Below are 15,070 nucleotides of genomic sequence, written 5' to 3' on the forward strand. Positions count from 1 at the left end.
ACTCGGGTGCGTGAGCGAGATCCACATTAGAGGAGCACGCGCGGGGGATGTCGAACCGATCGTCGCGATGCTCGCCGACGACCCGCTGGGTCGCTCCCGTGAGTCACCGGGCGATCTCGCACCGTATCGGGCGGCGTTCGAAAGGATCGCCGCCGACCCCGGCCAACTGCTCGTGGTCGCCGAGGCGGGCGGGGAGATCGTCGGCACCATGCAGCTGTCGTTCATTCCCGGGCTCTCACATCGGGGCGCCGTCCGGGCACAGATCGAAGCGGTACGCGTGCGCGCCGACCGGCGTGGCGGCGGGTTCGGTGCCACCATGATCAAATGGGCGATCGAGGAGGCACGCAACCGTGGATGCGCGGTGGTGCAGTTGACCTCCAACGTGTCACGCGAGCGTGCGCACGCCTTTTACCAGCGGCTCGGATTCGAACAGAGTCACAAGGGTTTCAAGATCGTGCTGTAGGAAATTCGCATCGAAAAGTTCACACAAGGGCGAGTAGAGACGCCATCATGGGGGTACGTCTACGGAACGGCGTATCAGAAGGACGATGCCGATGTCCCTCATGAACGGTGTGGATCGATGACGGACGCGGACCAAATCGACATCGCACACTCGGAACGAGCAGGCTGCCTGATCGCGAAGATCAGCGGGACGCTTGATTCTCGCAGCTACCGCGCGGTGCGGGACGGCTTGATCAAGCTCGCCGTCGAAGGGCCACGGGCGCTGATCACCGACATCGACGACCTGGAAGTCGACAACGACTCGGCATTGACCGTGTTCTCGTCGGCATGGTCACGCGTGAACGTGTGGCCCGAAGTGCCCATCCTGCTGGTGGCAACCGGCGCTGCGATGCAAAGACGGCTCAAACACGGTCTCGTCGCGCACTTCGTGCCTGTGTTCCAGGGCGTGGACGAGGCGATCGCATCGGTCAGGATGCCACCGCCACGCCGTCGTAGAACCGCCCAGTACAACCCGGTGATCGGCAGTTCGGCGCTGGCCCGCACCTTCGTCCGCGAGACGTGCGAGGACTGGGACTGCAAGGACTGGGTGCAGGACGCGTTGTGCGTGGCCTCCGAACTGGTGGAGAACGCCGTCAAACACGCACGGACGGAACTCCAGCTGCGGCTGGAGTATCGCGCCGGGTTGCTCACCATCGCGGTCCGTGACGACGATCCCCATATGGCGGTGCTGCGGCAGACCTCGGCGGGCCAGCCCGACGGCTATGGCCTGCAGATCGTGGCCGACCTCGCCCGGGCCTGGGGTTCCGCGCCCGATCTCGGCGGCGGCAAGGTGGTGTGGGCGACGCTCACCGCCGGCCCGGACTGGTTCCGGAAGTATCCGGCCTGGCAGCCTCACCGTTCGCCACTTCCATGACCAGGATCGCGCCGGTGGACTCGCCCCGGCGGTTGCGCAGCGCCCCGCACGAAATCCGCACCGTCACCGCCCGGCCCTTGCGGTTGACCGCATCGAGCGTGATGTCCTTGGTGTAGTCGGCCTCGGCCAGCGCCGGGCGCACTATCGGCCGCAGCTCCCCCACGGGCAGGCCGATGTCGAGGTTAAGCAGGTGCTCGCCCTCGGCCTCGTCGCGGCGCAGCCCCCACAGGTCCTCCGCCCCGGCGTTCCACGCGACGACCCGCATCTCCTGATCGACCACCACGACCCCGGACCGCAGCGACGTCAGTATCGACTCGAGGAACTCGTTGACGTCGTCCAGCTCGCTGGTCCGGTCGCGCAGCGTGTTGTTGATCGTCTGCAGCTCGTCATTGGTGGACTGGAGTTCCTCGTTGGTCGTCTCCAGCTCCTCGTTGGTGGACTGCAGTTCCTCGTTGGTCGTCTCCAGCTCCTCGACCGTCGACTGCAGCTCCTCGTTGGTCGTTTCGAGCTCCTCGGTGGTCGACTGGAGCTCCTCGTAGGCGTTCTCGCGCTCACGGTTCGCGGTGGCGAGATCGGCCATCAGCCGGTGGCTCGTGGTGACGTCGTGGAAGACGATGGACACCCCCAGCGGCTGATCGTCGGTGGCCATGAGCGGGCTGACGTGCAACTCGAGTGCGACGATCTCACCGGGGCCACGCTGCCACTCGACGTCCTTGACCCGCACCGCGCGGCGATCCTCGCGCGCCTGCTGGATGTAGCCGCGCAGCTCGACCGGCCGGTAGGAGATCTCCAGATCCCGCAGTAGCCTGCCGACATCGCGGTCGGTCAGGCCGAACAGGCGCTGCGCCCGCTGATTGGCCAGCGCCAGCACGTCGTCGGAGTTGACCACGATCTGTGCCACCGGGGACGCGGTGAAGGCGAGCGCCTGCAGCTCGTCGGCCGCCGCGACGGAGCGCTGCCGGTCCAGCGTCGTCGTGTGGGCGAACGGCGTGCCGGCGGGCAGGGCGGCGGGAACCTTGCGGAAGATCCGGTGCCGCAGGTCGACCGGATCGAACATGCGGGCGTGTGAGAGCAGCATCTCGGCCTTGCCCATGAACAGCACGCCCCGTGGCACCAGCGCGAAGTGCAGTTTGCGCAGGACACTCGCCTGGGTTTCGGCGTTGAAGTACATGAGCGTATTGCGGCAGACCAGCAGGTCGATCCGCGAGATCGGGGCGTCCTGCACCAGGTCGTTGCGGCCGAAGATCACCGAACGCCGCAGATCCTTGTGGAAGACGTACTCCTCGCCCTGCTGCTCGAAGTAGCGCTCCACGTACTCCGCGGGCAGGCCCTCGATGGCCTGCGCGCTGTAGGTGGCGTGCCGGGCCTGGACAAGAGCGTCCTCGTCCACGTCGGTGGCGTAGATCTTGACGCGCTGGCGGAACTGCTCCACGCCCAGCGCCTCGGCGAACACGATCGCCAGGCTGTAGGCCTCCTCGCCGGAGGAACAGCCCGCGCTCCAGATCCGGATCAGGTCGTCCGGGCCGCGCTCGGCGAGCAGCATCGGCACCACCTCGGACTGCACGTAGTCCCACGCGTCGGCATCCCGGTAGAACGCGGTCACGTTGATCAGGATCGTGTTGAACAACAGGGCGAACTCGTCAGTGTTGACCTGCAGGTAGTCGAGGTAGTCGGGGTAGCTGTCGATACCGACCTGGGTCATGCGCCTGCCGACCCGGCGCATCAGGGTGGTCCGCTTGTAGCCGGTGAAGTCGAAACCCCGGGCCTCTTTGAGGTAGCCGAGGATCTGCTCGAAGCCCTCGTCAGGTGCGGCTGCGAGATCGTTGGTCACAGCGCGGACCTTACGCGGAGGTGTCCTGGACGCCGGCGCCCGCCACGCCTACGCCGGAGTAAAGGAAGCGCCGGAGCACGCTGACGGCGTGCGCGCTCTCCTCGCGGTGCCGCTGGTAGCGGTCGGCGACCAGTGGAAAGCCGCGATCAGTGGCGTCCCTGGCCATGCGCGCGGCGAGGTCGCGCTGTTCCTCGAGTGCGCGCAGAGCGGCCCACAGGGCGTGCTCGATGTCAAGGGTCTGGCGCTCGAACAGGGCCTGCGCGGTCCACGCGTGTCCCACCCGGCAGCGGTAGCGGTTGCCCCGATCGTCGAGCGAGAACAGCACCCCGTCGCAGTCCGGGCAGGCCAGGCCGGAGGGCTCGGACACGTCAACCACCTCCGGTATACCGGCTTCGGCCCCGTCGCCGGAACGGGCGACGTGCAATTCGACCTCGTCGATGATCGGCATCGGATCCGCCTCGGCCGGGTCGACGTGCTCCCGTACGTAGTCCGCGAGCACCCCGCCCATTTCTTTGGCCGGCAGCACGAAATCGGCCTCGACCCTCGCGAGCGCGTTCTCCGGCATGCTCGGGAACACTGCCTCCCCCGGATCCTGGACGACCGCCCGTCCGCCCCTGGTCTTGATCAGTTCGAGGCCGTTCACCCCGTCGTCCAACGAGCCCGACAACACCACGCCGGTCACCGCCGAGCCGAACGCCCTGGCGGCGGAGCGGAACAGGGCGTCGATCGCCGGCCGGTGGCCGTTCTCGGTCGGTCCACGGGACAGGCGCATGACACCGTCCTCCACCAGCAGGTGCCGGTCGGGCGGCGCGGTGTAGATACAGGAGCGCTCCATCGGCTCGCCGTCTTCGGCCTCGCGGACCGGCAGCGGGCCCGAACGGGCCAGGATCGCCGGCAGCGCGCTCACCGCGCCGGGAGGTAGGTGCAGCACCACCAGCACCGACGCGGGCAGGTCGCCGGGCAGCCCCCCGGCGAACGCGCTCAGCGCTTCGACACCACCCGCCGAAGCTCCGACGACGACCAGATCCCGCGGCCTGAGCACTGGGCCTCCTCGCTAGTCCTGACTTCGACCGTAGTCCTCGGACTACCCAGTTAGCGAGCTTCGTGCACGGAAAGTATGCGATCGGAATCGATCACCGCGCGTGGTCAGGCCGTCGCGCTGATCCTCGCGCTGCCCAGGACGACGTCACCAGCGTGGTCGGGACGGTAGAGCACCACGACCTGTCCCGGCGCGACACCGCGCAGCGGCTCCCGCAACTGGACCCGCATGGCACCGTCGACGACTTCGGCGACCGCCTCCGCCGTGCCGCCGTGCGCGCGCACCTGCACGACGCATTCGGTCGGGCCCTCCAGCGGCCGTTCGCTGGGCCAGATGGGACGGTCCGCGGTGATCTCGCGAACCGCGAGCCGGTCGGCGGAGCCGACCTTCACGGTGCCCGACACGGGTTCGAGCGCGAGCACGTACCGCGGTTTGCCGTCCGGCGCGGGCTGCTCCAGGCCGAGGCCCTTGCGCTGGCCGATGGTGAACCCGTGCACGCCGGTGTGCCTGCCCAGCACGGCGCCGGTCTCGGCGTCGACCAGATCGCCCGGCCGCTCACCGAGCTTGTTCTCCAGGAACTTCTTGGTGTCGCCGTCCGGGATGAAGCAGATGTCGTGGCTGTCGGGCTTGCGCGCGACCGCGAGCCCCCGGCGCTCGGCCTCGGCCCGCACGTCGCTCTTGTGCGAGTCGCCGAGCGGGAACAGCGAATGCCGCAGCTGCTCGGGCGTCAACGACGCCAGCACGTACGACTGGTCCTTACCGCCGTCCGCACTGCGCCGCAGCTCCGGCGCACCGTCGACAACGGACAACCGCGCGTAGTGCCCGGTGGCGACCGCGTCGAAGCCCAGCCCCATCGCCTTGTCCAGCAGCGCCTCGAACTTGATCTTCTCGTTGCAGGTCACGCACGGGTTCGGGGTGCGGCCGGCGGCGTACTCGCCGACGAAGCTCTCGATCACCTCTTCGGTGAACCGCTCGGCGAAATCCCAGACGTAGAACGGAATTCCGAGCATGTCGGCGGCGCGGCGCGCGTCGTGCGAGTCCTCGATCGTGCAGCAGCCACGCGAACCGGTGCGCAGTGTGCCCGGCTTCGCGGACAGCGCGAGGTGCACACCGACGACGTCGTGCCCGGCGTCCACGGCACGCGCCGCGGCCACCGCCGAGTCCACTCCCCCGCTCATCGCGGCCAGTACCCGCATCACACCTCCTTCTTGCGCATGCCGGTCAGTCCCGCCTGGCGCGCCCTGGCCACCACCGCGCCGAGCTCGCGGGCCAGCGCGTCCACATCGTCGTGTGTGGACGTGTGCCCGAGCGAGAACCGCAGCGAGCACCGCGCGGACGTGGCGTCGGCGCCCATCGCCAGCAGCACGTGGCTCGGCTGCGCGACACCCGCCGTGCAGGCCGAACCCGTCGAGCATTCGATGCCCTTGGCGTCCAGCAGCATCAGCAGGCTGTCGCCCGCGCAGCCGGGGAAGGTGAAGTGCGCGTTGCCCGGCAGCCGCTCCGGGCCCGGCTTGGGCCCGTTGAGCACCGCGTCGGGCACCTCGGCCGCTACGGCATCGATCAGCTTGTCGCGCAGGGCGGCGACGGTCTTCGCGCGCTCGTCCAGTTCGGCGACGGTGGCGCGGACCGCGGTGGCGAAGGCCTGGATCGCCGGCACGTCGAGCGTGCCGGACCGCACGTCGCGTTCCTGCCCGCCGCCGTGCAGCAGCGGCACGCACGGCGTGTCCCTGGCCAGCACCAGGGCGCCGACACCGTAGGGGCCGCCGAGTTTGTGCCCGGTCAGGGTCAGCGCGCTGGCCCCGCTCGCGGCGAAGTCGATGGGCACGCCGCCGACCGCCTGCACCGCGTCGGTGTGCAGCGGGATCTCGTGCTCGGCGCAGATCGCGGCCAGCTCCGCCATCGGGTTGACGGTGCCGACCTCGTTGTTGGCCCACATCACCGTGACGAGCGCCACGTCCGAAGGATCGGCCTCGATCGCCTTGCGCAGCGTCTCCGGCAGCACGCGGCCCTGCTCGTCCACGTCGAGCCACGTGACGCTCGCCTCGGTGTGGTCTTCGAGCCACTGCACCGCGTCCAGCACCGCATGATGCTCGACCACGCTGGCGATGATGCGCGTGCGCGCCGGATCGGCGGCCTGACGGCCCCAGAAAATGCCCTTGACCGCGAGGTTGTCGCTCTCCGTGCCACCGGCGGTGAAAATGATCTCCGACGGGCGGGCGCCGATCGCCTCGGCGATCACCTCGCGGCTCTCCTCGACCATCCGCCGCGCCCGCCTGCCCGAAGAGTGCAGCGACGAGGCGTTGCCCACCGTGGACAGCGCCTCGCTCATGGCCGCAATGGCTTCCGGCAACATGGGTGTCGTCGCCGCGTGGTCGAGATAGGTCATCGCCTTACCAGGGTAGACCTTCTCTGACACGCCAGAGTGACTAGGCGGCGGGTTGTGGCAGCTTGCGGCGGCGGCGCGGCGCCCGGACGGTGCCCAGCGCCGAGTGCACCGCGGACTCGGCCAGCGCCGCCAGCTCACGACGGTCCCGCGCACGGCCGGGGGCGATTTCCTCGCACACGTACACCTCCAGCACGAGCCCGCGCAGCCGCGCGACGCGCCGCAGGGAGTCGATCAGCGATTCGGGCCCGATGAAGGCCGGGCGGCTGGTCTCGCGGCCGTCGGCGAGCCGGTAGCGCAACGCGAGCGGGCGCACCGGCACGCCGCCGTCGATCGCGGCCTGGAAGGAGGCCGTGGTGAAGCGGCCGGACGCCAGCCCGCACCACGTCGTGCCCTCGGGTGTGACACTCACCAGCGAACCGCCCCGCAGCGCGTCGGCGAGCGCGGCCATCGTGCCGGGCAGCGTGGAAAGCCGTTCCCGGTCGAGGAAGATGCTGCCGCCCTTGGCCACCAGCGCACCCAGCACGGGCCAGTCCGCGATCTCCCGCTTGGCCAGCGCGCGCATCGGCCGGATCGCGTTGACCGCGACGATGTCCAGCCACGAGATGTGGTTGTTCACCACGAGGGCACCGCGGCCGGCCTCGGCGGTACGGAACTCCGTTCCGCCGTGCACCACCAGGCGCACGCCGAACGCGCGCAGCATGGACGAGAAGATGAACCGCACCAACCGTTCCCGCACGCGCGGCACCATCAGCAGCGGGCTCGCGGCGAACGCGACGAGCACCACCCCGCACGCGGAAGCGATCCGCAGCGCGCGGCGCGGGAACGCGACCGTGGGCTCGCCCTCGGTCAGGCAGCCGTCGCCGCACGGCGAGGCCGGCATCCACGCGTGGCTCATCCCTGCGCCCCGAGGAAGTACTTGAGATAGCGCTCGTCCACGTTGTGCAGGTCCAGCAGGGTGAAGAAGTCCGCGACGCCGAAGTCCACGTCGTGCGCCGGTGGGCCGCACACCTTCGCGCCCAGCCGGGTGTAGCCCTTGAGCAGCGGCGGCAGCACCGAGCGCGTCGGCCGCGGCAGGTCCTCGTCCTCCCACGGGTGCAGCGGCGTGACCCGCTGCTCCTCGGGCGCGTAGTACTTGGTCCTGATCACGTCCCACACGCCGGCGGCGTAGCTCCCGCCGTCGGTCAGCGGCACGGAGGCACAGCCCGCGAGGTAGCGGTGCCCGGCCAGCAGCATGTACCGGGCGATGCCCGCCCACACGAGGCTCACCACCGCACCGGCGCGGTGGTCGGCGTGCACGCAGGAACGGCCGGTCTCGACCAATGAGCCGCGCAGCGCGGCGAGGTTCGTCAAATCGAATTCGGTGTCGGCATAAAGCATGCCCGCTTCGGTCGCGCGCTCCGGCGGAAGCATCCGGTAGGTGCCGACGATTTCCCCGGTGTTGTCGTCACGCACGACGAGGTGATCGCAGAACTCGTCGAATCTGTCGACGTCGAGTCCCGGCACGAGGGTGTCGAGTCCGGCACCCATCTCCTCGGCGAAAACCTGATAGCGAAGTCGTTGCGCGGCAACGACTTCCTCGGTTCCCGAGGTGACGAGCAGAGAATAGCGGGCGGCGCCTTCCGGCGCTTCGGCGTCGGTGCTGACGAGTAGCTGTGACCGCGTCATGAGTGAAGGTTTACCGGCTTTGACGCAACCCCCGGCAGTCCTTACCGGTGACCACTCAATGCACGTCAAGTAAACGGAAAAAGGCGGCCCCGTCCGGGACCGCCTTTTTCCGTTCTTGCGGGTCTCAGCCCTTGCGCTTGGCGACCTCGTCGGTCAGCTGCGGGGCGACGTTGAACAGGTCACCCACGACACCGAAGTCGGCGATCTCGAAGATCGGCGCCTCGGGGTCCTTGTTGACCGCGACGATCGTCTTCGAGGTCTGCATCCCGGCCCGGTGCTGGATCGCGCCGGAGATGCCCAGGGCGACGTACAGCTGCGGCGAGACGGTCTTACCGGTCTGGCCGACCTGGAACTGCGCCGGGTAGTAGCCGGAGTCGACCGCGGCACGTGAGGCGCCGACGGCGGCGCCGAGCGAGTCGGCCAGCTTCTCCACGACCTCGAACTTCTCCGCCGAACCCACACCACGGCCACCGGAGACCACGATGGAGGCCTCGGTGAGCTCGGGGCGGTCGCCGCCGACGACCGGCTCCACGCCGGTGATCTTGGCGGACTTCGCCGGGTCGGTCGCCGGCAGTTCGACGGTCTCCTCCGCCGCCGCGCCCTCGGCCTCGACGGCCTCGACCGCGCCGGGGCGCACCGAGATGACCGGAAGGCCCTTGGCGGCCTTGGACTTCACCGAGTACGCACCACCGAAGATGGACTGCTCGATGCTGCCGTCGGAGTTCACGCCCACGGCGTCGTACAGCAGCGTGCCACCGAGCCGGGCGGCGAGCCTGCCCGCCACCTCCTTGCCCTCGGCGGACGCGGACACGACGACCGCGGCGGGAGAGGCCGAACCGGCCACCGCGGCCAGCGCGTCGACCTTCGGGGTCACCAGGTAGTTGCCGGCGTCCTCGGACTCGGCCACGTAGACCTTCGCCGCGCCGTAGGAGGCCAGCGCCTCCTTGAACTTGCCCGCGGTACCCGGGGTGCCGACGACGACGGCGGACGGCTCGCCCAGTTCGCGGGCGGCGGTCAGGGCCTCGAAGGTGGTCTTCTTGAGCTCGCCGTTCAGGTGGTCGACGAGAACCAGAACCTCAGCCATTGTTATAAGTCTCCTTGCCTCAGACGAGCTTCTGGCCGACCAGGTACTCGATGATCTTGGTGCCGCCGTCGCCCTCGTCCTCGACGCGCTGCCCGGCCTGGCGCGGCGGCTTCGGCGCCGCCTCGACCACAGTGGACAAAGCGTTGGCAAGACCGACCTCGCCCGCGTCGACGCCGAGGTCGGCGACGGTGAGCGTCTCGACCGGCTTCTTCTTCGCGGCCATGATGCCCTTGAAGGAGGGGTAGCGCGGCTCGTTGATCTTCTCGGTCACGCTCACCAGCGCGGGCAGGCTCGCCTCGAGGTGGGTCAGGCCGTCGTCGGTCTCGCGGCTGGCCTTGATGGTGCCGCCTTCGACGGTCAGCTCACGCACGTAGGTCAGCTGCGGCAGGCCCAGCGTCTCGGCCAGGATCGCGGGCACCGCACCGGCGCGGCCGTCGGAGGCCTCGTTGCCGGTGATGATCAGGTCGTAGCCCTCGACCTTGCCGATCGCGGCCGCGAGCACCTTCGAGGTGGCGATCACGTCGGAGCCGTGCAGCGCCTCGTCGGAGACGTGGATGGCCTTGTCCGCGCCCATCGACAGGGCCTTGCGGATGGCGTCGGTCGCGCGGTCCGGGCCGACCGAGACGACGGTGACCTCACCCTCGCCGGCCTCCTTGATCTTCAGCGCTTCCTCGACGGCCTTCTCGTTGATCTCGTCGAGCACCGCGTCCGCGGACTCACGGTCCAGCGTGTGGTCAGCGTCGGAGAGTTTCCGCTCCGAATAGGTGTCTGGCACCTGCTTGACCAGGACAACAATCTTCGTCATGGGTCCCCTTCGACCTTCGGATATTCGAGCCCTACTGAGCGGTACGTTAGGCAACTTTCGCGTCGCTGGCGCCCCGAGGTGACGCCATTCACCCGGATTCGCAATCTACTAGGACTATAGTCCCATTTTCTCCCATCAGCCGATTCAGCTACTCCCCGTGGCATTCTCGGCGGACGGACTACACGTCATAGACCTTTCGGGTTAACCTCACACACCGTGTCCACTTCCGTAGCGGTAGTCACTGACAGCACCGCCTCGCTTCCGGACCAGCTCGTCCGGCAGTGGGGCATTCAGGTCATCCAGCTTCAGCTCCAGCTCGACGACCGGCTCGACGACGAAAACCGCTTCGACAGAGCCGAGCTGGTGTCGGCACTGAGACAAGGACGCTCGGTGGTCACCGCACCCCCCGATCCGGGCGCCTTCTTCTGGGCATACCAGGACGCGGTCAGCGCCGGCGCGCACGCGATCGTCAGCCTGCACATCTCCGAACGGATGTCGGCGACCGTGCACGCGGCCAGGCAGGCCGCCGAAGGCGTGCGGATCCCGGTGTACGCGCTGGACAGCAGCACGACCGGGATGAGCCTGGGTTTCTCCGTGCTTTCCGCCGCTCGCGCCGCCGGGGCGGGGGCCAATGTGGACCGGGTCATCGAGGCCGCCGAGCGCCGCTTCACCAGCAGCTCGGAACTGATCTACGTGGACACCCTCGAATACCTGCGCCGCGGCGGCCGGATCGGCGCGGCGCAGGCGATGCTCGGCACCGCGCTCTCGATCAAGCCGCTACTCACCGTCAAGCACGGCGAAGTCGCTCCGCTGGCCCGCGTGCCGGGATCGCGCCGCGCGCTGAACAAGCTCGCCGATCTGGCGGCCAAGCGCGCCGGGAACCATCCCAGCGAGGTCGCCATCTCGTGCTTCCGGCCCAGCGACCGCGAGCTGATGCTGGCTCATCACCTCCGCGAACGCGTCGCCAACCTGCGGGAACTGCTCGTGGTCGAGGCCAGCACGGTGATAGGAGCACACGTCGGGCCGGGCGCGCTGTCCATCACGGTCTCGCCGGCCTGAGCGCGGTGATACGCAGAGTTTTTTCGACAGACCTGTAACATTTCCCAACCATCACCCGATAGGGTGCGCCCAGTCGCACTAGCCGAAGGAGCCGCTGGGTGCAAACGCTGCCGACGACCAACGACGAGATCAGTGCTGAGCAGCGGTTGGAGACCGAGCTGAGACGCTTTTCGACCGCACCGTTCGACGCGAGACCGATCGCGACGGCGACGGAGCGTGACCTCGACCTGCGACTCTTCCGGACCACCTATCTGCCCTCCTTCGTGGCCACCGAAGCACTGGAGGACAACCAGCGCCCGGTCGAGGCGGATCTGGCCTGGCTCCGGCTGACCACCGCCGGCGGCACGCCCACGGCACTGGGCGTGCTCGCCGTGGGCACCGATCCCACCGCGCACGTGCCCGGCGCGTACGTCCAGTTCGTGCGCTACCAGGGCACCGACCCCGACTCTCCCGTCATCGATCAGCACGAGCTGCGGACCAATCTGGTCGGCGTCGCCACCCGGTTGAGCGCGCTGCTCAGCAGCCATCTGCGCACCCGGCTCGCCGAGGGTGAGGGCCTGTTCCGCGAGGAGCAGCTGCCCGACTATCCGCTGGAGGCGCTGCGCGAGACCTGCATGAACGCGCTCATGCACCGCGACTACGAGCGGTCGCACGCGCCGGTGCGCATCTCCTGGTTCGACGACCGCATCGAGGTGATCAACCCCGGCGGCCCGTTCGGCCAGGTGCGGGTGGACAACTTCGACCGCGTCAACGACTACCGCAATCCCGGCCTCGCCAGGACGATGAAGGCCCTGGGCTATGTCAACCGCTTCGGCCGCGGCATCTGGCGCATCCACGCGGCGATGGCGCGGGCCGGGTCGCCGGTGCCCGAGTTCCGTGTCGACGGCACCTCCTGGTCCGTCATCCTCCGCAAGTGGCCCTCGTAGGCGCCGCTACCCACTAGTAGGGTCGCGGGCGTGACGACCTCATCGGCGCGGGCCGAAGCGCTGCATCTCACCGGGGAGCGGACCGTTCCCGGCATCCCGGAGGAGAACTACTGGTTCCGGCGGCACGAGGCGGCCTATCGCGCGATGCTGCCCTACTGCGCGGGCGCGACCGTACTGGAGGCCGGATGCGGCGAGGGTTACGGCGCCGCCCTGATCGCGGAACGAGCCGCGCGGGTGCTCGCGCTCGACTACGACGAGCCGACCACGGCGCACGTCGCGCGGAGTTATCCACAGCTGGGGACAGTGCGGGGAAACCTGGCCTTCCTGCCACTGCGGGAGTCCACAGTGGACGTCGTGGCCAACTTCCAGGTGATCGAGCACCTGTGGGACCAGGCCGGGTTTCTCGCCGAATGCCGTCGCGTACTGCGACCCGGCGGACGGCTGCTGGTCACCACGCCGAACAGGCTGACCTTCACCCCGGACAGTGACACCCCGCTGAATCCCTACCACACCAGGGAACTGTCACCGTCCGAACTGGACGAACTGCTGCGCGAGGCGGGCTTCGAGGTCGAGCTGCTGCACGGGCTGCACCACGGCCCCGCGGTGCGCGCGCTGGACCAGCGGTACGGCGGTTCGATCATCGACGCCCAGCTCGACGTCGTGCTGGGCTCGCTGCCGGGCCAGGCGCGGTGGCCGGAAGCGCTGCTGGGCGATGTCGCGGCGATCCGCGCGGACGGCTTCGAGATCAGTGCCGACCGGCTCGACGAGAGCCTCGACCTGATCGCGGTGGCCCGGTGAGCACGCGCGAAGAGGGCACGTTCTGCCTCGTCCTGCACAGTCATCTGCCGTGGCTGGCCCACCACGGTTCGTGGCCCGTCGGCGAGGAATGGCTTTACCAGGCGTGGGCGCATTCGTACCTGCCGGTCGTGAACCTGTTGCGCCGCTTCGCCGAGGAGGGCCGCCGCGACGTGCTCACGCTCGGCGTGACGCCTGTACTGGCCGCGCAGCTCGACGATCCGTACTGCCTGCGCACGTTCCACGAGTGGCTCGGGCACTGGCAGCTGCGGGCACTGCAGGCGAGCACCCTGCCGGGTCTTCGCGATCTCGGCGCGGCCGAGCACCTCGCCGCGACCCGCGCCACCGACGCCTTCGAAACGCAGTGGCGGCACGGTTTCTCGCCGATGCTGCGGTCCCTTGTGGACTCCGACGTGATCGAGCTGCTCGGCGGTCCGCTGACCCATCCGTTCCAGCCGCTGCTGGAGCCCCGGGTGCGGGAGTTCGCGCTGCGGACCGGGCTGGACGACACCGCGCTGCGCATCGGCCGCCGCCCGGCGGGCATCTGGGCACCGGAATGCGGCTACGCGCCCGGCATGGAGGAGGGGTACGCGGCCGCCGGGGTCGAACGGTTCCTCGTCGACGGCCCCTCCCTGCGCGGCGACACCTTCGCCGCGCACACGGTGGGCTCGTCGGACGTCGTGTGCTTCGGGCGCGATCTGGAGGTCACCTACCGGGTCTGGTCGCCCAAGGCGGGCTATCCCGGCCACGCGAACTACCGGGATTTCCACACCTGGGCGCACGAGGTCGGGCTGAAGCCGTCACGGGTCACGGGCAAACAGGTCGCCCCGCAGGACAAGGCGCCCTACGAACCCGAGCTGGCCGAGGAGACGCTTCGGGTGCACGTCAAGGACTTCGTGGACACGGTCGTGACCCGGCTGCGGTCACTGCGGGAGGAGCACGGGCGGCAGGCGCTCGTCGTGGCGGCGTACGACACGGAGCTGTTCGGGCACTGGTGGCACGAGGGACCGGCGTGGCTGGAGGGCATCCTGCGTGCGCTGCCCGAGGCGGGCGTGCGCGTGACGACGCTGGGGGGCGCGCTGGAGGCCGGACACCTCGGTGACCCGGTGGACCTGCCGGCCTCGTCGTGGGGTTCGGGCAAGGACTGGCGGGTCTGGGACGGCGAGCAGGTCGCGGACATGGTCGAGACGAACACCGCGCTGCAGCGGCGTTTGCTGGCCCTGCCGCGCACCCGGTTCCGCGATCCGGTGCGCGACCTGGCCGTGACCGAGGCGATGCTCGCGCTCTCCAGCGACTGGGCGTTCATGGTGACGAAGGACTCCGCCGCCGACTACGCCCGCCGCCGCGCGACCGTCCACACCGGACGTTTTGACGCCATCGCGGCCGGGACGGCCGATTTGCCATGGGAGGACAGGGTTTTCGGTCACCTGGACGCGCGGCTGCTGTAGCCGGGGTGGCTGACCAGCGAAACCCCGTTTCTCTGCCCGCACGGCAACCTAGCCCAGGGTCACCGACAGAATCGGCCGCGACGGCCACGTCACCTACGCAGGTGGTCGTGCCCTCCCGTTCGGGCGGATTCCGGCGCTTTCCGGCCGCCACGGTGGTCCACTTCACTCATGAACGGATCACTGCTTCGCCGGACGCTGGTCGCGCTGCTGGTCGGCTGTGCGATGCTGATCGCCGTGCCGGCCGCGAACGCCGCACCGGCGGCCCCGAAGGCCAAGGTCGCCGTGCACGCCAAGGCGGAGAAGGACCGCGTGCGGGTCGGCGAGAAACTCAAGATCGACGGCAGCCTGGACCTCGCCCGCGAGTCGCGCATCGACGGCGGCACCGAGCCCGTCGTCGTGCAGAGCCTGCAGGGCGGGATGTGGGTGGACCTCGACAGCGATTCGTGCCACCCCGACGGCACGTTCGGCATCAGCGTGAGCTTCGACTTTTCCGCACAGCTGACCCTGCGCGTGTTCCATCCCGAGACCGATCTGTACGCCTCGGCCTACTCGGATGTGTTCGGCGTGCTGGTGCTGTGACGTGACCCGCGTCACGATCAAGGAAAGCGGACGCTCAGAAGGTTCTGGTCTTAGTTGACCAGTGAGTAACCTCGCCTC

Annotated in this window: 15 protein-coding genes; 7 read left to right on the plus strand and 8 right to left on the minus strand. The window is 69.2% G+C overall.

The window, feature by feature from the left end; genetic code table 11:
- The first annotated feature begins 67 nt into the window (after positions 1-67).
- On the plus strand, positions 68-463 hold the full coding sequence (locus tag HFP15_RS18005) for a GNAT family N-acetyltransferase (protein WP_246271831.1): 396 nt from the start codon (positions 68-70) through the stop codon (positions 461-463).
- 117 nt (positions 464-580) lie between these two features.
- Entirely contained in the window at positions 581-1,375 is a 795-nt protein-coding gene (locus HFP15_RS18010) for an ATP-binding protein (RefSeq protein WP_168517063.1), read from the plus strand.
- On the opposite strand, the gene HFP15_RS18015 is transcribed toward HFP15_RS18010, so the two are convergent.
- The 8 genes from HFP15_RS18015 to HFP15_RS18050 all read right to left on the minus strand — a co-directional run bounded on the left by HFP15_RS18015 (position 1,308) and on the right by HFP15_RS18050 (position 10,185).
- Positions 1,308-3,206 (minus strand): CheR family methyltransferase, encoded by a 1,899-nt coding sequence (locus HFP15_RS18015; RefSeq protein ID WP_168517065.1) that lies wholly within the window; start codon positions 3,204-3,206, stop codon positions 1,308-1,310. The two genes, HFP15_RS18010 and HFP15_RS18015, sit on opposite strands and share 68 nt — an antisense overlap.
- Before the next feature lie 10 nt (positions 3,207-3,216).
- The gene (locus HFP15_RS18020) at positions 3,217-4,248 is read right to left on the minus strand and encodes a chemotaxis protein CheB (protein ID WP_168517067.1); all 1,032 of its coding nucleotides are present in this window, start codon (positions 4,246-4,248) and stop codon (positions 3,217-3,219) included.
- 104 nt (positions 4,249-4,352) lie between these two features.
- On the minus strand, positions 4,353-5,441 hold the full coding sequence (mnmA, locus tag HFP15_RS18025; RefSeq protein ID WP_168517069.1) for a tRNA 2-thiouridine(34) synthase MnmA: 1,089 nt from the start codon (positions 5,439-5,441) through the stop codon (positions 4,353-4,355).
- Entirely contained in the window at positions 5,441-6,631 is a 1,191-nt protein-coding gene (locus HFP15_RS18030; RefSeq protein WP_168517344.1) for a cysteine desulfurase family protein, read from the minus strand. The genes mnmA and HFP15_RS18030 overlap by 1 nt, the downstream gene beginning before the upstream one ends.
- Before the next feature lie 40 nt (positions 6,632-6,671).
- Positions 6,672-7,526 (minus strand): lysophospholipid acyltransferase family protein, encoded by an 855-nt coding sequence (locus HFP15_RS18035; RefSeq protein ID WP_168517071.1) that lies wholly within the window; start codon positions 7,524-7,526, stop codon positions 6,672-6,674.
- A complete protein-coding gene (locus tag HFP15_RS18040; protein ID WP_168517073.1) occupies positions 7,523-8,296 on the minus strand; it encodes a GNAT family N-acetyltransferase in 774 nt (257 codons plus the stop codon). Before HFP15_RS18040 ends, HFP15_RS18035 begins: the two co-directional genes overlap by 4 nt.
- A gap of 124 nt (positions 8,297-8,420) precedes the next feature.
- A complete protein-coding gene (locus HFP15_RS18045; RefSeq protein WP_168517075.1) occupies positions 8,421-9,380 on the minus strand; it encodes an electron transfer flavoprotein subunit alpha/FixB family protein in 960 nt (319 codons plus the stop codon).
- Between the two features lie 19 nt (positions 9,381-9,399).
- Positions 9,400-10,185, minus strand: coding sequence for an electron transfer flavoprotein subunit beta/FixA family protein (locus tag HFP15_RS18050; protein ID WP_168517077.1), 786 nt, complete (start codon positions 10,183-10,185; stop codon positions 9,400-9,402).
- A 216-nt stretch (positions 10,186-10,401) separates the two neighbouring features.
- Between HFP15_RS18050 and HFP15_RS18055 the strand changes: the two genes are divergently transcribed.
- From HFP15_RS18055 to HFP15_RS18075, 5 genes are all read left to right on the plus strand, one after another.
- The gene (locus HFP15_RS18055) at positions 10,402-11,244 is read left to right on the plus strand and encodes a DegV family protein (protein WP_168517079.1); all 843 of its coding nucleotides are present in this window, start codon (positions 10,402-10,404) and stop codon (positions 11,242-11,244) included.
- A 98-nt stretch (positions 11,245-11,342) separates the two neighbouring features.
- On the plus strand, positions 11,343-12,170 hold the full coding sequence (locus HFP15_RS18060; RefSeq protein ID WP_312871636.1) for an ATP-binding protein: 828 nt from the start codon (positions 11,343-11,345) through the stop codon (positions 12,168-12,170).
- A 30-nt stretch (positions 12,171-12,200) separates the two neighbouring features.
- The gene (locus HFP15_RS18065) at positions 12,201-12,968 is read left to right on the plus strand and encodes a class I SAM-dependent methyltransferase (RefSeq protein ID WP_168517081.1); all 768 of its coding nucleotides are present in this window, start codon (positions 12,201-12,203) and stop codon (positions 12,966-12,968) included.
- The gene (locus HFP15_RS18070) at positions 12,965-14,413 is read left to right on the plus strand and encodes a 1,4-alpha-glucan branching protein domain-containing protein (RefSeq protein WP_168517083.1); all 1,449 of its coding nucleotides are present in this window, start codon (positions 12,965-12,967) and stop codon (positions 14,411-14,413) included. Before HFP15_RS18065 ends, HFP15_RS18070 begins: the two co-directional genes overlap by 4 nt.
- 168 nt (positions 14,414-14,581) lie before the next feature.
- Positions 14,582-14,992 carry a hypothetical protein gene (locus HFP15_RS18075; protein ID WP_168517085.1) on the plus strand — a complete coding sequence of 137 codons (411 nt, stop codon included), beginning with the start codon at positions 14,582-14,584 and terminating at the stop codon, positions 14,990-14,992.
- Positions 14,993-15,070: the final 78 nt, after the last annotated feature.

It is taken from the genome of Amycolatopsis acididurans, from assembly GCF_012328925.1.
Taxonomy (GTDB): domain Bacteria; phylum Actinomycetota; class Actinomycetes; order Mycobacteriales; family Pseudonocardiaceae; genus Amycolatopsis_E; species Amycolatopsis_E acididurans.